The 15,991-nt window shown below is 67.9% G+C and carries 15 protein-coding genes; 9 read left to right on the top strand and 6 right to left on the bottom strand.

Translation table 11 applies throughout. The annotated features are described in order from the left end of the window. Positions 1 to 5 precede the first annotated feature (5 nt). A complete protein-coding gene (locus ACN9MV_RS11205; protein WP_354337544.1) occupies positions 6 to 818 on the top strand; it encodes an alpha/beta hydrolase in 813 nt (270 codons plus the stop codon). Positions 819 to 830: 12 nt separating this feature from the next. Here ACN9MV_RS11205 and ACN9MV_RS11200 read toward each other — a convergent pair whose 3' ends face one another. After that, a complete protein-coding gene (locus ACN9MV_RS11200) occupies positions 831 to 2,303 on the bottom strand; it encodes an amidase (RefSeq protein ID WP_426392235.1) in 1,473 nt (490 codons plus the stop codon). A gap of 127 nt (positions 2,304 to 2,430) precedes the next feature. Here ACN9MV_RS11200 and ACN9MV_RS11195 point away from each other — a divergent pair, with 127 nt between their 5' ends. The 6 genes from ACN9MV_RS11195 to ACN9MV_RS11170 all read left to right on the top strand — a co-directional run bounded on the left by ACN9MV_RS11195 (position 2,431) and on the right by ACN9MV_RS11170 (position 8,263). After that, positions 2,431 to 3,678, top strand: coding sequence for an RNA polymerase sigma factor (locus tag ACN9MV_RS11195; protein WP_426392233.1), 1,248 nt, complete (start codon positions 2,431 to 2,433; stop codon positions 3,676 to 3,678). 44 nt (positions 3,679 to 3,722) lie between these two features. Continuing rightward, positions 3,723 to 4,103, top strand: coding sequence for a YciI family protein (locus ACN9MV_RS11190; protein WP_093177748.1), 381 nt, complete (start codon positions 3,723 to 3,725; stop codon positions 4,101 to 4,103). A gap of 103 nt (positions 4,104 to 4,206) precedes the next feature. Beyond that, the gene (locus ACN9MV_RS11185) at positions 4,207 to 5,010 is read left to right on the top strand and encodes an SDR family NAD(P)-dependent oxidoreductase (protein WP_426392231.1); all 804 of its coding nucleotides are present in this window, start codon (positions 4,207 to 4,209) and stop codon (positions 5,008 to 5,010) included. A gap of 51 nt (positions 5,011 to 5,061) precedes the next feature. Further along, positions 5,062 to 5,682 (top strand): GNAT family N-acetyltransferase, encoded by a 621-nt coding sequence (locus tag ACN9MV_RS11180; RefSeq protein WP_426392229.1) that lies wholly within the window; start codon positions 5,062 to 5,064, stop codon positions 5,680 to 5,682. 47 nt (positions 5,683 to 5,729) lie between these two features. Continuing rightward, positions 5,730 to 6,446 carry a response regulator transcription factor gene (locus ACN9MV_RS11175; protein ID WP_093177752.1) on the top strand — a complete coding sequence of 239 codons (717 nt, stop codon included), beginning with the start codon at positions 5,730 to 5,732 and terminating at the stop codon, positions 6,444 to 6,446. Then, positions 6,356 to 8,263 (top strand): ATP-binding protein, encoded by a 1,908-nt coding sequence (locus ACN9MV_RS11170; RefSeq protein ID WP_426392228.1) that lies wholly within the window; start codon positions 6,356 to 6,358, stop codon positions 8,261 to 8,263. Before ACN9MV_RS11175 ends, ACN9MV_RS11170 begins: the two co-directional genes overlap by 91 nt. Here the strand turns inward: ACN9MV_RS11170 and ACN9MV_RS11165 are convergent, their stop codons facing one another. Together ACN9MV_RS11165 and ACN9MV_RS11160 are read right to left on the bottom strand one after the other, a co-directional pair. Next, positions 8,264 to 10,612, bottom strand: a complete 2,349-nt coding sequence (locus tag ACN9MV_RS11165; protein ID WP_426392227.1) for a cytochrome P450/oxidoreductase — start codon at positions 10,610 to 10,612, stop codon at positions 8,264 to 8,266. Positions 10,613 to 10,622: 10 nt separating this feature from the next. Then, positions 10,623 to 11,582: a Bug family tripartite tricarboxylate transporter substrate binding protein gene (locus ACN9MV_RS11160; RefSeq protein WP_426392225.1), complete on the bottom strand. Its 960-nt coding sequence runs from the start codon at positions 11,580 to 11,582 to the stop codon at positions 10,623 to 10,625. 113 nt (positions 11,583 to 11,695) lie between these two features. Here ACN9MV_RS11160 and ACN9MV_RS11155 point away from each other — a divergent pair, with 113 nt between their 5' ends. Next, positions 11,696 to 12,517 carry an IclR family transcriptional regulator gene (locus ACN9MV_RS11155; RefSeq protein ID WP_426392223.1) on the top strand — a complete coding sequence of 274 codons (822 nt, stop codon included), beginning with the start codon at positions 11,696 to 11,698 and terminating at the stop codon, positions 12,515 to 12,517. A 15-nt stretch (positions 12,518 to 12,532) separates the two neighbouring features. On the opposite strand, the gene ACN9MV_RS11150 is transcribed toward ACN9MV_RS11155, so the two are convergent. Beyond that, positions 12,533 to 13,360, bottom strand: coding sequence for an undecaprenyl-diphosphate phosphatase (locus ACN9MV_RS11150; RefSeq protein ID WP_093059047.1), 828 nt, complete (start codon positions 13,358 to 13,360; stop codon positions 12,533 to 12,535). Between the two features lie 148 nt (positions 13,361 to 13,508). Here ACN9MV_RS11150 and ACN9MV_RS11145 point away from each other — a divergent pair, with 148 nt between their 5' ends. After that, a complete protein-coding gene (locus tag ACN9MV_RS11145) occupies positions 13,509 to 14,393 on the top strand; it encodes a hypothetical protein (RefSeq protein WP_093059046.1) in 885 nt (294 codons plus the stop codon). Here the strand turns inward: ACN9MV_RS11145 and ACN9MV_RS11140 are convergent. Both ACN9MV_RS11140 and ACN9MV_RS11135 read right to left on the bottom strand, forming a co-directional pair. After that, positions 14,387 to 15,031, bottom strand: a complete 645-nt coding sequence (locus ACN9MV_RS11140) for an aspartate/glutamate racemase family protein (RefSeq protein WP_426392221.1) — start codon at positions 15,029 to 15,031, stop codon at positions 14,387 to 14,389. The genes ACN9MV_RS11145 and ACN9MV_RS11140 overlap by 7 nt on opposite strands. Before the next feature lie 23 nt (positions 15,032 to 15,054). Further along, the gene (locus tag ACN9MV_RS11135; RefSeq protein ID WP_307617262.1) at positions 15,055 to 15,966 is read right to left on the bottom strand and encodes a transporter substrate-binding domain-containing protein; all 912 of its coding nucleotides are present in this window, start codon (positions 15,964 to 15,966) and stop codon (positions 15,055 to 15,057) included. Positions 15,967 to 15,991: the final 25 nt, after the last annotated feature.

Here is a 15,991-nt window from a genome sequence, read left to right as displayed (position 1 = left end):
CCCCCGTGCCTCCGGTCGTCTTCTCGCACGGCAACAGCTTTCCCGCGAGCACCTACCGCGTCGTCCTCGACAGCCTGCGCAACCGCGGCTTCGAGGTCGATGCCATCGAGAAATTCGGGCACGACCCGAAGTACCCCGTCACCGACAACTGGCCGCACCTGGTGCAGCAGCTGGCCGACTTTGCAAAGCTGCGTGCCGACCGCGCGGGCGGACCAGTGTTCCTGATCGGCCATTCGCTTGGCGGATTCCTGAGCCTGATGTGCGCGGCGCTGCACCCGGAGCTGGCACGCGGCGTGGTGCTGATCGACTCGCCCATCCTCGGCGGCTGGCGCGCGAACACGCTCAACGTGGTCAAGCGCACGCCGCTCATGAAGAGCATTTCGCCCGGCGCCATCAGCCGCAAGCGCAAGAACAGCTGGGAGCATCGCGAGGCGGTGTTCGAGCATTTCCGCAGCAAGAAGGCGTTCGCGAAGTGGGACGAGCAGGTGCTGCACGACTACATCGACCATGGCACCTTCGATGCAGACAAAGCTGGCGAGGACGGCCGTTCACTGAGCTTCGACCGCGACGTCGAGACCGCCATCTACAACACCCTGCCCCACAACCTCGGCGCGCTGCTGCGCGCGCACCCGCTCAAGTGCAAGGCGGCCTTCATCGGCGGGCGCCAGTCGGCCGAGATGAAGCGGGTGGGCATGGCGATGACCGAGCAGGTCACCAAGGGCCGCATCGCCATGATGGACGGCACGCACCTCTTCCCGATGGAAAAGCCGCTGGCAACAGCCGCGGCCATCGAAGCCGCGCTGCGCAACCTGCTCTGAGCGACCGCGCCGTCACCCCTGGGTGACGTGCACCCCGGGCCGCCGGCCCGCATTCCACTTGCCATCTAGCGCCCGCTCGATCTGCGCGGCCAGCTGCAGCAGCAGCCCGTCGTTCGCCTGCGCCGCCTGTGCCTGGATGCCCAGCGGCATGCCGTTTTCCTGCGAGGCCATCGGCAGCGAGATGCCCGGCATGCCGCACAGGTTGGCCAGCGGCGTGTACGCGAAGTTCTGCCAGAGGTTGGCGAACCAGTCGTAGACGGACGGGTTCGTGCTCGTCGTCAGGTACTCGCTGGTGCCGACCTTGGGCGTGGGCAGCGCGGTGATCGGCGTCAGGATGATGTCCCAGCGCTGGAAGAAGTCGCCGAAGGCGCGCGAGGTGGTGTTGAACACCGCCTGCATCTTCGAGCGCTCGGTGTACGAGGTGTGCAGCCCGGCTTCCCAGATCTTGATGTTGATCGGCTCCAGCAGCTCGGCCGGTGGGCGCTCCAGCCCCAGCCGGTGCAGGTGGCCGTCGATGACCTGCGCGAAGTTGCTGATGTAGCAGGTGGTCTGCGCGGCAAAGGCGGCTTTGAAATCGACCTCGGGCAGCACCCATTCGACGTGATGGCCCAGCCCTTCGAGAAACTTGCCGACGCGCTCCAGCTCGGCCACGAAATGCGGCGTTGCACGGAAGTCGCCCCACTCGTGCGACAGCGCGATGCGCAGGCGGCCCGGGTCGCGCCGGATGAGTTCGCTGTACGGCTCGGCCGGCGACCAGAAGGGCATGAACTCGCCGGGCGCGCCGCCGCGGCAGTGGTCGACGAAGGCGGCGGTGTCGCGCACCGTGCGGCTGTGGCAGCCCTGGATCGACACCAACCCCGAGAGGTCCGACAGGCCCGGCGCCAGCGAGAACACGCCACGCGACACCTTCAGGCCGATGTTGCCGTTCACGCCCGCCGGAATGCGGATGGAGCCGCCGCCGTCGGTGGCATGCGAGAGCGGCAGCACACCGGCGGCAACGGCGGCGGCCGTACCGGCCGACGAGCCGCAGGTGGTGTATTCGAGGTCCCAGGGGTTGCGCGTGGTGTGCAGCGCGTTCTCCGCCGAGCTGCACACGCCGAACTCCGGCGTCGTGCTGCGGCCCACGATGTTGAGGCCCGCCTTGCGCAGCTGCTGCGTAAGAAAGCTGTCGGCAGCCGGGCGATGGCCCTGCATCATCATCGAGCCGAATTCCTGCAGCCGGCCCTTCAGCGTCGGCCCGAGATCCTTCATCAGGTAGGGCAGGCCCGCGAACACGCCATCGGGGTTCATGCCGTCCTTCAGCGGATCGGCCACCACGTCGTCGAACACCTCGACCACCGCATCGAGTTGCGGGTTGAGCTTCGCGATGCCCGCCGCGGCCTGGGTCGCCAGCTCCGCCGCCGTCACGTCGCCCTTGCGGACCCTCTCGGCCAACCCGATGCCGTCGTGATCGGCCCATTCGTTCCAGCTCATTGCCAGCGTCATCCGCGGTGCTCCATTCTTTCGAGATTTCGTTTCAAGGACTGAGCGCCCGATTTTGCCGAGCGTGTCGGCGCGACGCATACTCGCTCGTCCTTGGGTGAGCAGGAACGAGGGACAACGAGCGCATCGCATGACCGACACCGCCTGGATCGCCACCACGCTGACCGCCTCGCGCCCGCGCGCGGTGGCGGCGCTGCTGCGCTACTTCCGCGAGCTGGACACGGCCGAGGAAGCCTTCCAGGAAGCCAGCCTGCGCGCCCTGCAGCACTGGCCCGCGAGCGGCCCTCCCGCCGATCCGCTGGCCTGGCTGATCTTCGTGGGGCGCAATGCGGCGCTCGACGAGGTGCGCCGGCGCAACCGGCACGACGCGCTGCCCGAGGACGAGACACTCATCTCCGATCTCGAAGACACCGAGGCCCGGCTCATCGAGCAGCTTGACCACGCCCACTACCGCGACGACGTGCTGCGCCTGCTGTTCGTCTGCTGCCACCCCGAGCTGCCGCTCACGCAGCAGATCGCGCTGGCGCTGCGCATCGTCTCAGGCCTTTCGGTGCAGGAGATCGCGCGTGCCTTCCTCGTCGGCGAAAGCGCGATGGAGCAGCGCATCACGCGCGCCAAGAAGCGCGTGGAGTCGGCCGGCATTCCCTTCGACACGCCGGGCCGGCGCGAGCGCGACGGGCGGCTGGCCGCCGTGTGCACCACGGTCTACCTGCTGTTCAACGAAGGCTACTCGGCCAGCGGCGGCACCGAGCACGTGCGCGCAGCGTTGTGCGAAGAGGCGATACGCCTCGCACGGCTGCTGCTCGCGATCTTTCCCGACGAGCCCGAGCTGATGGGCCTTGCTGCCCTGCTCCTGCTGCAGCATGCGCGCGCCGATGCGCGGCTCGATGCCGGCGGCATGGTCGTGCTGCTCGAAGACCAGGACCGCGCGCGCTGGAACCGTACGCTGATCGGCGAGGGCCTTGCGCTGGTCGAAGGCGCGCTGCGGCAACGCCGGCCCGGCCCCTACCAACTGCAGGCGGCCATCGCAGCCACCCACGCGCAGGCCACACGCGCCGAAGACACGAACTGGGCCGAGATCGACCGTCTCTACGTAGCGCTCGAAACCCTTCAGCCCTCGCCGGTCGTCACGCTGAACCGCGCAGTGGCCGTGCACAAGCTGCACGGGCCGCAGGCGGCGCTGGCGCTGACGGAACCGCTGGCCGGTGCACTGGCCGACTACTTCCACTTCCACGGCCTGCAGGGCACGCTGCTGATGCAGCTCGGCCAAGACGAGGAAGCCCATGCCGCCTTCGCGCGCGCCCTCGGCCTGGCCCGCACGGCCGCGGAGGCGGCGCACATCCGAACGATGCTCGACCGCCTCGGCGCGCCGCATTGATCGATCCTCCCGAACCACGAACCACAGCCAGAAAAAGGAAGACCATGCTTTATTCCATCCTCATCTACGGTTCCGAATCCGCGGTGGCCGCCTGGGAGCCTGGCGTCGAAGAGGAGATGCTCGATCGCCACACCGACCTGCGCGACGACCTGCAGGCGCAGGGCCGACTCGGCACGGTGCTGCGGCTGATGCCGAACGTGGCCACCACGGTGCGCCGCGCGGGCGACATGCACCCGCTGGTCACCGACGGCCCCTTTGCCGAGACAAAAGAACAGCTGATGGGCATCTACATCGTGGAGTGCGAAACCGTCGAGGAGGCCACGCATGCCGCGCACCGGTTGGCCTTCGAGACTGGCGTGTTCGAGATCAGGCCGATCACCTGGTACGACCCCGGCGTGATTCCGGCGCGGATTCCGCAGGTCTGAAGCTGCGGAAGATTTTTTCGGCAGCGTTGTCGGATCGCGCCGCCGCCGTCCGTCCTTGGCTGGAACGCCCGCATGTCGCGGGCGGCAACCCAAGGAGAAGACGATGTCCCAGACATTCAAGGACCGGTGCTTGGTGATTCATGGCGGCAGCGGCGCCATCGGCGGCGCGGTGGCCCGCGCCTTTGCCCGCGAAGGCGCCCGGGTGTTCATCACGGGGCGCAACCGCGCCAGGCTCGATGCGGCGGTGCAGGCCATCGTGGCCGAGGGCGGCCGCGCCGAGGCGGCGGTGGTCGATGCGCTCGACGAGCAGGCCATGGTCCGCCACGCCGGCGAGGTGGCCGAACGCGCCGGCGGCATCGACATCGCGCTCAACGCCATCGGCATCCTGCACGTGCAGGGCACGCCGCTGTCGGCGCTGTCGCTGGAAGACTTCTTCGTGCCCGTGCATGCCTACACCCGCAGCCCCTTTCTCACGGCCAAGGCCGTCGCGCCGCACATGGCAAAGCGCGGCGGCGGCGTAATCCTTTCAGTGTCGACACCGGCTTCGCGCCTGCCCGGCCCGGGCTATCTCGGCCACGCGGTGGCCTGCGCGGGCGTGGAGGCGTTGTCGCGCCACATGGCCGGCGAGCTGGCAGCCTTCAACATCCGCACGGTGTGCATCCGCTCGCACGCCATTCCCGAAGCGGCGTTCGCCGGCTCGCATTCCTACGAAGTGTTCCGCCCGGCCGCGGAGAGCATGGGGATCACGGTCGAGCAGATGCTCGCGGACAAGCCAGCCGGCCTGCTCGTGAAGCGGCTTCCCTCGCTCGACCAGATGGCAGCCGCCGCGCTGTTCGCCGCATCGGAAGGCGCTGGCGCGATGACAGGCGCGGTGCTGAACCTCAGCGGCGGCGTCACGCTGGACTGAGGGCGGCTCCCTAGAATCGCGCAGGTCATCCTGAACCTTGCCGACCTCCGCATGTCTCTCGAACTCCCGTCAGCGCCCGCATTGGCCGACGCACTCATCGTCGATCCGTTCTATCTCGCAATCTCCGCCGACTTCGAGCACGACATGCCGACCCGCAAGGCGGTGCTCGCCAGGTACTTCGCCTACTCGCTGGACGAGGCCGCGCGAACCGGGCGCTTCCTGGCGACGGAAGACGGCAAGCTCGGCGCGGCGGCCTGGCTGCTGCCGCGCACGAATGAGGTCGACGCAGCCGAGTCGGCGGCAAAGAACGAATTCCTCGCGAGCACACTGGGCCCGCGTGGCTATGACAACTACCACCGCATCGTCGAATTCATGGCCGCGCGTGCGCCGGCCGTGGTGCCGGCGGGGGCCTGGTACCTGTCGATCCTCGGCATCTCGCCCGCCGCACAGGGGCGCGGGCTGGGTGCGCAGCTGCTGGCGCCAACGCTGGTCGAAGCCGACGCGGCAGGCGCGCCGTGCTTCCTGGAAACCTTCACGCCGCGCAGCGTGGCGTTCTACGAGCGGCTGGGCTTTCGCAGCGCGGCGGAACACCTGGAGCCGGTCACGAACTCGGCGTACGCGATCATGTGCCGGCCCGCCGCGGACATACTTCGCAACAACCACGGAAAATAAGCGAATACCGTTACCCGTCGCGCCGCGCTGGCCGAAGAATCCGCCGAATGTCCCCTCTCCCGATCGAAGACGCCGAACCCGTCTCGCTGAGCCCCGCCCTCATCGTCGAGGACGACCCCGCCATGCAGGCACGCCTGCGCTACGTGCTGTCCACGCTCGGCTGCAATGAGGAGCGCATTGCGGTGACCGACAGCGTCGCCGGGGCGCAGCAACTGCTCGGCGAGCATGGCTACGGCGTTGTGCTGGTGGACATCGGTCTGCCCGACGGCAGTGGCGTGGAGCTCATCGACTGGCTGCAGGCGCACCACCCGGGCATTCCGGCGGTGGTGATATCGGCCTGGCGCACCGAGGAAATCATCTTCGCGGCACTGCGCGCGGGCGCCATCGGCTATCTGCTGAAAGAGCGTGACGACGTCGAACTCGGCATCGCGCTGCGCAGCATCGAACAGGGCGGTGCGCCCATCGACCCCAGCATCGCGCGCCACATCCTCGCGTGGCTCGCAACGCACCAGCCGACGGCCGACGCGCAGGTGCAAGCCTCCGGCGCCGCACCCGCCGCCGATGGACTGGCCCCGCTGACGCGCCGCGAGCGCAAGATCCTCGAGCTCGTGTCGCAAGGCCTGAGCAATCGCGACATGGCCGAGTCGCTGTCGATCTCCAGACTGACCGTGGAATGCCACACCAAGAACATCTACCGCAAGCTGGCCGTCAATTCGCGCACCGAAGCCGTCTTTCAGGCGCGAAGGCATGGCTTGCTGCGCTGACGGGCGCGCTGCTCCTCCTGCTTCTTGCGGCCAGCCCGGCCTTCGCCCAGGCAACCGCCGCGCCCGCGCTGCACGTCGAAGCCGTGCACGGCACCGGCTGGAACGACACGGCCCCGCCCGCTGAAGGCTGGGCACCCGTCACCCTGCCCGACAGCTGGGCCACACGCTGGCCCGGCTTCGACGGCGTGGTCTGGTACCGGCTGACGTGGCAGGAGCCGGAGCAGGTGCGCGAAACCGGCCTGCTGCTGCACTACCTCAACATGGCCGGCGAGGTGTCGCTCAACGGCACGCCGATTTCGCGCGACGACAGCCTGGTCGAGCCGCTCACGCGCGCCTGGAACACACCGCGCTACTGGCTGCTGGCGCCGCCGCTGCTCAGGCCCGGCACCAACACGCTGCTGGTGCGCGTATCGGGCCTGTTCGCCTATCAGGCGGGGCTGGGGCCGGTGAGCCTGGGCACGCCGGCCGCGATGCAGGCAGAGTTCGAGCAGGAGCGCCTCGTGCGCCGCGACCTGCAGGTGCTGGGCCTCGCGGTGAGCGCGGCGGCCTCGGCCTTCTTCGCCGCCCTGTGGCTGCTGCGTCGGCGCGAGACGGCCTACGGATGGTTCGCGCTGATGTCCGTGCTGTGGCTGCTGTTCGGCTACAACCAGATCGCGACCAGCCCCTGGCCCTTTGCCAGCAACCACAGCTGGCAGGCGCTGAACATCTCGACGCTGCTGGTCTTCGGCGTTTCCTACGTCGTCTTCGCGCTGCGCTTCTGCGGGCGGCGCATGCCCCGGCTGGAGGGCGCGGCGCTGCTGGTTGCGGTGGTCGGCGTGCTCGACCTGTGGCTGGCGCCCCACGCAGACCTGATCGCGCACCGCGCCATCTGGACGCTGGCGGGCGGCTTCACCGTCATCGCCGTGAACGGCACCTCGATCGTCCACGCCCTGCGCCACCGAAACAGCCCGATGCGCTCGCTCGCACCGTTCATGGCGGTGTCGGCGCTGACGGACGCGCACGACTTGCTGGTGTTCACGCAGGTGATCGACAGCAACACCTACTACACGACGATGTCTTCGTACATCCTGCTGCTGGGCATGGCGCTGACGCTGGCCGCGCAGTTCGTGAAGAGCCTCAAGCGCATCGAGAACTTCAACACCGAGCTGATCGAGGAAGTGAACGCGGCCAAGGCCGACCTCGCCGCCACGCTGGCGCAGCAGCACGCGCTGGAGCTGACGCATGCGCGCATCGGCGAACGCGTGAACCTGGTGAGCGACCTGCACGACGGCCTCGGCGGCATGCTGGTGGGCAGCATCGCCACGCTGGAGCGCACGCCCGAGAACCTCAGCGCGCCCGAGCTGCTCGCCATGCTCAAGCGCCTGCGCGACGACCTGCGGCTGATCATCGATGCCACCGGCCGCGACGATGGCGCCCGCGCGCTGGGCGAGCTGCTGGCGCCGCTGCGCCACCGCAGCGCGCAGCTGCTCGATGCCAACGGCATCGACTGCCGCTGGCAGGTGTCGGGCATCGACACGCTCGAACTGCCGCCTTCGCAGAGCCTCGACCTGATGCGCTTCCTGCAGGAGGCGCTGACCAATGTGCTCAAGCACAGCGCGAGCCGGCGCGTGGACGTGACCGTGGCGCGCGCGGGCGCCGAGCTCCGGCTCAGCGTGCGCGATGACGGGCGCGGCTTTGCGGTCGAAGGCACTGGCGAAGCCGGCGGCGCGGGGTTGCGCAGCCTGCGCACGCGGGCGCGCCGCCTCGGCGCCGAGCTGCAGTTGCAGTCGCGCCCCGGCGAGACGCAGGTTGCACTGCGAATGCCACTCGCGAGCTGACTAGAGTTCGAGCACCAGGCGCCCTTCGCAGGCACGCGAGCAGCAGGCCATCATCTTCGTGTTGGCGTCGCGCTCCGTACGCGTGAGCACCACGTCGCGGTGATCGACCTTGCCGGAGAGCACGCGCACTTCGCACGAGCCACACAGGCCTTCTTCGCAATCGCTCTGCACGTCGACGTTCGCGGCGCGCAGCGCGGTCAGCAGGGTCTGGTCGGGCGGCACGGTGAGGACGAGGCCGGAGTCCTTCAGCTCGACCTCGAAGGCGTGCTCCTTCGACGGATCGAGCGTGGCGAGCGTCGACTCGAAATGCTCCACACGCAGCGTGCCTTCGGGCCACGCGGCGCAGCAGCTTTCCAGCGCTTCGAGCATTCGCAGCGGGCCGCAAGCATAGACCTGTGCGCCGGGCACGGGTTGCGCGAGCAGGGCCTGCAGATCGTTGCGGCGCCCTTCGTCGGCAGCGTGCACGTGCAGGCGTTCGCCATGCAGCGCGGCCAGCTCGTCGACGAAGGCCATGCTCGTGCGGCTGCGGCCGCTGTAGTGCAGTTCGTAGTCCATGCCCAGCGCCTTCGCGCGCCGCGCCATCGCGCTGACTGGCGTGATGCCGATGCCGCCGGCAATGAAGATCGCCTTCTTCAGCGACTCGTCGAGGCGAAAGTGGTTGCGCGGACCGCGAATGCGCAGCCGGTCGCCCGGCTTCACGTTCGCATGCACCCATGCCGAGCCACCACGCCCATCGGGCTCGTGCAGTACGGCGATTTCCAGCACACCCGCCTCGTCGGGGTCGCCGCACAGCGAGTACTGGCGCGACAGCTCGGGCGCGCCGCATTCGACGTCGATGTGCGAGCCAGGCGTCCAGCGCGGCAGCGCCTTGCCGTCGGGCGATGCGAGGCGCAGCTTGACGATGCCATCGGCCACCGGCGTCACGCGCTCGACCACCACGGGTCTCGCGATCGAATGCGCCGAAGGTTCGCCGATGCGCACGGGCACCTGCACATCGCGCAGGCCCTTGTTCGCGCGCTCGGGGTTGGCCGCCGGGTCCCATTCCACCCACAGGTGCTCGGGCCCGCGGAACGAAGTGTTCGGCACGTAGGTGAAGCGCTGCTCCGACAGCCGCATGTGCGGCAGCCGGCGCGTGAACTCCTCCAGGAAGATCTGCATTTCCATGCGCGCCAGGTTCTTGCCCATGCACTGATGCGAGCCGTAGCCGAAGGTCAGATGGTCGCTGGCGTTGTCGCGGCGGATGTCGAACAGGTCGGCATCGGCGAAGTGCCCTTCGTCGTGGTTGGCCGACGAGGTGACGATCAGCAGGCGCGAGCCCGCCGGCAGGTCGACGCCGTCGATCTGCGTGTCTTTCGTGACGAGCCGGCGCCATGCGGCCACCGAGCCGTTGTGGCGCAGGCACTCTTCCACCGCGTTGGGAATGAGCCCCGGGTCTTCGCACAGTTCGCGCCACACGTGGGGGTGCTGCAGCAGCAGCTTCATCGCGTTGGCTGTGGCGTTGGCGGTGGTCTCGTGCGCGGCCACGATGCCGGCCATCATCATCGAGTGCAGGTACGAGTCGGTCACCACCTCGGGGTGCAGCATCTGCTTGCGGATGCCGTACTGCATCCAGCCGGGTGCGTCGGGGTCTTGCCGCATCTTCTCGAGCACCTTGCCGGCGTACTGCCAGAAGTTGCCGACCGCGTGCGCCACGGCCACCTGCTCCTCGGGCTTCGGGCGGCCCCAGGTGTTGACGGTGTGCGCGATGGAGTATTTGCGCAGCGTGTCCATGTCTTCCTCGGGCACGCCAAGGAAGTGCAGCGCCACGGTGAGCGGAATTTCCCACAGCATCTGGTCGACGAGATCGGCCTTGCCGTCGTCGATGAAGCGGTCGACATACGTGCGGGCCAGCTCGCGCACCATCGGCTCGTGGTGCTTCAGCGCCTCGGGCGTGAACGGGTCCATCAACGCGCGGCGGCGCGGCATGTGGGCGGGCTCGTCCTCGTTGACCAGCGTGCGGTTCAGCGCGAAGCCGTACGAGGCGAGCACCGCGTTGGCTTCCTCGCCGGTGGGCGTGATCTTTTCCAGCGCGTTCGACGGGCTGAAGGTGATGTTGTCGCGGAACACCGCCTTGATGTCCGCATAGCGCGTGAGCACCCAGTAGCCCAGCTTGGGGCTGTAGAAGATGGGCTCCTGCTCGCGCGCCCAGCGCACGTACTCGGGCGGGTCCTGCTGGTAGCCGTCTTCGAAGGGGTCGAAGCCGGCAGCGCGTTGGCTCACGGGGCAGCCGGTGGGCGTGCGCTCGGAAGACAGCGGGCCGTGCGCGACGGGACAGCCGGAAGCGCGTGGTGGCATGGCGGTATCGGGCATGGCGGAAGACTCAGTCGAGGGTGATCTTCAGGTCGCGGATCAGCTTGTGCCAGCGCACGGTTTCGTTCTTCAGCAGCTCGGTGTACTGGGCTGGCGTGTTGCCCACCGGCTCCACGCCGAAGTCGACCATGCGCGTGCGCACCGAGGGCTCGTTGATGGCCGCGACGATCTGGCGGTTGAGCGTGTTCACCACCTCGCTGGGCGTGGCCGAAGGCACCACCACGCCGACCAGCGCGGCAGCCTCGACGTTCTTGTAGCCGAGCTCGGCGAAGGTGGGCACGTCGGGCAACTGCGGCAGGCGCGTGGGGTTGGCCACGGCCAGCGCGCGCACCTTGCCGCCCTTGATGAAGCCGGAGCCCGCGGCCAGGTCGACCATCATGGCCGGCAGTTGCCCGCCGACCACGTCGGCCAGCGCAGGCGCCGCGCCGCGGTACGGCACATGGACCATGAAGAGCTTCGCTTCCACCTTCAGCAGCTCCATCGCGAGGTGGTGCGGGCTGCCCGCGCCGGCCGAGGCGTAGTTGATGCCGCCGGGCTTGGCCCTGGCCTGGGCGATGAAGTCCTTGGCCGAGGCGAAGCCCGAGTTCGCGCCGACCACCAGGATCATCGGGAACTTGCCCATCAGCGTGACGGGCGCGAGGTCTTTCGTCGGGCTGTAGCTCAGCGACTTGTAGAGCGCGGGGTTGAAGACCAGCGTGCCGTTGTCGGCCGAGAGGATGGTGTAGCCGTCGGCCGGGGCACGCGCGGTTTCGGCGGCGGCCAGAGCGGTGTTGCCGCCGGGCTTGTTGTCCACCAGCACCGGCTGCGCCACCTGGGTGGACAGCGTCTGGGCGACCGTGCGCGCGAGAAAGTCGGAACCGCCGCCGGCCGCGTACGGAACGATCCAGCGGATCGGCTTGGCGGGAAATGTCTGGGCGCTTGCGCTGGCAGCAGCTACCAGCGAAAGGATCACGGCAATGCACTTCTTCATGGGGTGTCTCCGGATTGGATATTGTGTATTGCGTAATTATCATACGCATAGCGTAATCACAAAATCGCGGGTTTACCCGGCCATGCAGGCCGAGCACCTAACATGAAGGCGACATGACCTCATCTCCGGAACCCAGCCCTTCCTCCCCCACCTCCCCCGCCCGCGAGCGCCGCCAGCGCGTGCAATCCGCCGAAACCGGCATGGCCGTGCTCAAGGGGCTGGCGCACCTGGGCGGCCGCAGCAGCCTCACGGCGTTGTCGGCGCACGTCGCCGAGAGCCCGGCCAAGGTTCACCGCTACCTCGCCAGCCTGATGGAAGCGGGCCTCGTGCTGCAGGACGCCGCCTCGCAGCACTACTACCTGGGCACCGAAGCCATCCAGATCGGCCTGGCTGCCATGCGGCAGGCCGACCCGATCCGCGCGGCCGAGCCCTGCCTGATCCGCCTGCGCGAGTCGCTGGAGGTGACGTGCTTCGTCGCGGTCATGGGCAACAAGGGCCCGACCATCGTGCGTTTCGAGGAACCGGGCCTGCCGGTGACGGTGAACGTGCGCGCCGGCTCGGTGATGTCGATGCTGTGGTCGGCGACCGGCCGCGCCTTCCTGGGTCTGCTCGACGAATCGCGCGTGCTGGCGCTGGCCGAGCAGGAGCTGGGCGAGGCCACGCCCGAAATGCGGGCGCAGCTCGACGCGAAAGACCCGATCGGGCATCTGCGCCGCGAGGTGCGGCAGGCGCACTGCGCCAGCGTGAAAGACACCTACCTGCGCGGCATCAGCGCCGTGGCGGCGCCGGTGTACGACTATGCGGGCCGGGTGTGCGCCGTGATCACCGCACTGGGCGCCACGGGGGGCTTCGATCCGGCCATCGACGGGCCCATTGCCACGGCGGTGCGGCAGGAGGCCCGGGCCGCCAGCGCCCTGCTGGGCGCCGCAGCCTGAAGCTTCAGGGCTGGATCAGTCGGCCCAGACCACCGTGCCGGTCCACGCCGTGGCCAGCACCAGGATGCCGAAGGCAATGCGGTACCAGGCGAACGGAATGAAGTTGTGGGTGCTGATGAACTTCAGCAGCCAACGCACGCACAGCCAGGCGCTGATGAACGAGAACACCAGCCCCACGGCGAACAGCGGGATGTCGGCCATCGACAGCGCCGCGCGCTCCTTGTAGATGCTGTAGAGCCCTGCGCCGATCAGCGTAGGAATAGCGAGGAAGAACGAGAAATCGGTCGCCGCCTGGCGCGACAGGCCCAGCAGCATGCCGCCGATGATGGTCGAGCCGCTGCGGCTCGTGCCCGGGATCATCGCGAAGCACTGCACCAGGCCGACCTTCAGCGCATCCCACGGCGTCAGGTCGTCCACGTGCTCGACGCGCACCGAGCCCGGCGGCCGCTTCTCTGCCCACAAGATGATGAAGCCGCCGATGATGAAGGTGCTTGCCACCACGGTCGGAATGAACAGGTGCTCCTTGATGACCTTGCCGAACAGCAGGCCCAGCACCACCGCGGGAAGAAAGCCGATGAAGATGTTCAGCGCCAGTCGCTGTGCCTTCGGTTGCCGCGGCAATGCGACAACGGTCGATTTGATCTTCTGCCAATAGACCAGGATCACCGCGAAGATCGCGCCGGTCTGGATGGCGATCTCGAAAACCTTGCCCCGGTTGTCGCCGAAGCCGCCGAGCAGCGAGCCCGCAAGAATCAGATGGCCGGTCGATGAGATCGGAAGGAATTCGGTCAGCCCCTCGACGATGCCCATGACGGCGGCCTTGGCCAGCAAAACAATATCCACGCGTACTCCTTTTAAGAGCAGCCATTATCACGATGGGTCGGTCAGGAGGAATTCAGGATCCCCAGTTCCGGTGATGTTCAGATGCAGTGCGTTAACACAAAGTAGTGCATTACCGGGCATGTGTGATGTCCGAAGGAGCTTGCGCCAAATGCGAACGCCAATGCCCGCCAACGGGCACGAAGAACATAACTCGACCGTCGACGACCACGGCGAAGACCGTCGCAAGAATGCACAGGACCTCGAGCGCGAGCAGTGCGCCTCGATGCGGCGCGTTACCGAGGCCACCGGCGCGTCGGCCCACGAACTGCAGCAGCTGATGCAGCGGCTGCTCGACATCGACCGCTCGGGCTCGAGCGCCGGCATCGTCGCCCAGGGCCACATCGCGGCCGACCGCATGCAGTCGGGCATGCAGGCACTCGACCTCGGCGACGGCCACCTGGCCGAACAGCACGGCGATGCCGCGCAGAGCATCGATTTCTGGCTGCTCGAGCCGCTAGACCCGGCTCACGACAAGAAGTGGTACGCCCGCTGGAAGTTCTGGAGCTTCATCCTCGGCGTGTCCGGTTCCGAAGCCGCACTCACCCTGCAGGGCCTGGCGCTGCGCCCCACCGAGCCCGGCGACACGCACGCGGACCTGGTGGCCAAGGCGCGCAAGGTGCTGGAGGCCTGGCGCCGCACTTCGGAGCCGCTCTTCTGGGCGGCCGTGGAATGCTACGTGCGGCAACAGTCGTTCTCGCTCGAAACACAGGCCTACCTGATGCACTGCATCGCCGCCATGTTCGCGGGTGACCCGATGAAGCTGTCGAACGCACAGAGCGAACAGCTCGCGGGCGTTCTCACCGACACCTATTGCGACGCGCTGGGCACCTCGGCGAGCATGCCCTCGGCGGACATCTACCGGCGCCTGTCGCAGGGCCTGGAGGCGACTGATCGCGAAACCGGCCTTACCCGCAACCTGGGGCGCAGCGACGCGGCCCAGATCGCGATCACGGCGCTGTTCTCGGTCATCGAAGGCTCGCGTTCACGCTACTGAGCCGTGCGCCGGCGCAGCGCGCGCACCGCGCTGTCGACCGTGGTCAGCACCGGCAGGCCGCTGGCGGCCTCGCAGGCAGCACGTGCCCTGGCCATGCTGAACTGCGCCAGTGCAATGCGCGTGCAGCCGCGCTCTCGCAGCGCCACAGCCTGCGCGGCGATCAAGGCATCGTGTCGCTGCACATCGCCGGCATTCAGGGCGTCGAGTGCACCCTCGGCCAGCGAGGTTTCGAGTGCTGTGCCTTGCGGAAACTCCGGCGGCATCGAGGCCAGCGTGGGCGCAAAGGTCGCGATCAACCCGAGCCGCCCCTGCCCTTGCGCCGCCTCGTCGATCATGGCCTCGTTGGGCTTGAGCACCGGAATGCCTGCATGCCGCCGCGCCACCGCCTCGATGCACGGCCCGAAGGCCGAGCAGGTGAAGAGAATGCCCTGCGCGCCCGTATCGACCGCGTACTGCGCCAGGCGCTGGAAGCGCTCGTGCATCGCGGCGTCGAGCCCCTTGCCGTTGCGCGCCAGATCGGCCGAGAGGCTGTCGTCGAGCAGGTTCATGCGCACGGCCTCGGGCCAGTCGCGCGCGAAGGCTTCGTTGATGGGCGCGACGGAGTGCGAGAGCGCGTGGATCAGGGCAATGCGGGTCATGAATTCAGAGGCTCTTCAAAAGCTCAGATGCCCTTCGAAGAAGGATTGGCGAACGCTTCCTTCGTCTCGGCATTCAGCGGGTAGTTGATGTTGATGCCCTTCGGCGGAATCGGCGACATGAACCACTTGGCATAGAGCTTTTCCATCTCGCCCGACTTCATCATGCCCGACACGACGCGGTCGACCAGCGCCTTGAAGGCCGGGTCGTCCTTGCGGAACATCAGCGACTGGTTCTCGGTGCGCAGGCTCTCGCCGGTGATGATGAAGTCCTTCGGGTTGCGCGCATTCGCGATCTGCCCGGCCAGCAGGATGTCGTCGAGCACGAAGGCCTGGGCGCGGCCGCTTTCCACCAGCAGGAAGGAGTCGCTGTGGTCCTTGCCCGCGAGGTTGTTCACTTCGAGGCTGCGGCCGCGGTCGGCCTCGCGCAGCAGGCGGAACGAGGTGGTGCCGCTGGTGGTGGCCACCGTCTTGCCCTGCAGGTCGGCAATGCTCTTGATGCCCGAATCGGCCTTCACCAGCATGCGCACGTTGTAGCGGAAGATGTCCGGCGAAAACGCCACCTGCTTCTGCCGCTCGACCAGGTTGGTGGTGGAGCCGCATTCGATGTCGACCGTGCCGTTCTGCACCAGCGGAATGCGATTAGCCGAGGTGACGGCCTGGTACTTGATCTCGATGGCCGGCATCTTCAGCTCGCTCTTCACGGCCTCGACGATGCGGTTGCAGATCTCGATGCTGTAGCCCACGGGCTTGAGGTTGCCGTCGAGGTACGAGAAGCCGAAGGACGACTCCCGGTAGCCGAAGGTGATGGCGCCGCTGGCCTTTATCTTCGCGAGCGTGTCGCTCTCCTGGGCCTGCACGGCCGTGAGCGGCATGAAGGCCGCAAAAATCACCGCGAGCGCGGCACCAAAGGGAAACGGCAGACGAAGCTTGGGCATGGAACGCTCCTCGGAACGATGGTTG

Origin of the sequence: Variovorax sp. R-27, from assembly GCF_049913215.1 — a bacterium.
Lineage (GTDB): Bacteria > Pseudomonadota > Gammaproteobacteria > Burkholderiales > Burkholderiaceae_C > Variovorax.
This window is presented reverse-complemented; position numbering and strand designations above follow the sequence as displayed.

Bases quoted from the DNA above. Each gene is read 5' to 3' on its own strand.
- ACN9MV_RS11200 (WP_426392235.1), bottom strand. From the start codon at position 2,303: ATGACGCTGGCAATGAGCTGGAACGAATGGGCCGATCACGACGGCATC.
- ACN9MV_RS11195 (WP_426392233.1), top strand. From the start codon at position 2,431: ATGACCGACACCGCCTGGATCGCCACCACGCTGACCGCCTCGCGCCCG.
- ACN9MV_RS11190 (WP_093177748.1), top strand. From the start codon at position 3,723: ATGCTTTATTCCATCCTCATCTACGGTTCCGAATCCGCGGTGGCCGCC.
- ACN9MV_RS11185 (WP_426392231.1), top strand. From the start codon at position 4,207: ATGTCCCAGACATTCAAGGACCGGTGCTTGGTGATTCATGGCGGCAGC.
- ACN9MV_RS11180 (WP_426392229.1), top strand. From the start codon at position 5,062: ATGTCTCTCGAACTCCCGTCAGCGCCCGCATTGGCCGACGCACTCATC.
- ACN9MV_RS11175 (WP_093177752.1), top strand. From the start codon at position 5,730: ATGTCCCCTCTCCCGATCGAAGACGCCGAACCCGTCTCGCTGAGCCCC.
- ACN9MV_RS11170 (WP_426392228.1), top strand. From the start codon at position 6,356: ATGCCACACCAAGAACATCTACCGCAAGCTGGCCGTCAATTCGCGCAC.
- ACN9MV_RS11165 (WP_426392227.1), bottom strand. From the start codon at position 10,612: ATGCCCGATACCGCCATGCCACCACGCGCTTCCGGCTGTCCCGTCGCG.
- ACN9MV_RS11160 (WP_426392225.1), bottom strand. From the start codon at position 11,582: ATGAAGAAGTGCATTGCCGTGATCCTTTCGCTGGTAGCTGCTGCCAGC.
- ACN9MV_RS11155 (WP_426392223.1), top strand. From the start codon at position 11,696: ATGACCTCATCTCCGGAACCCAGCCCTTCCTCCCCCACCTCCCCCGCC.
- ACN9MV_RS11145 (WP_093059046.1), top strand. From the start codon at position 13,509: ATGCGAACGCCAATGCCCGCCAACGGGCACGAAGAACATAACTCGACC.
- ACN9MV_RS11140 (WP_426392221.1), bottom strand. From the start codon at position 15,031: ATGACCCGCATTGCCCTGATCCACGCGCTCTCGCACTCCGTCGCGCCC.
- ACN9MV_RS11135 (WP_307617262.1), bottom strand. From the start codon at position 15,966: ATGCCCAAGCTTCGTCTGCCGTTTCCCTTTGGTGCCGCGCTCGCGGTG.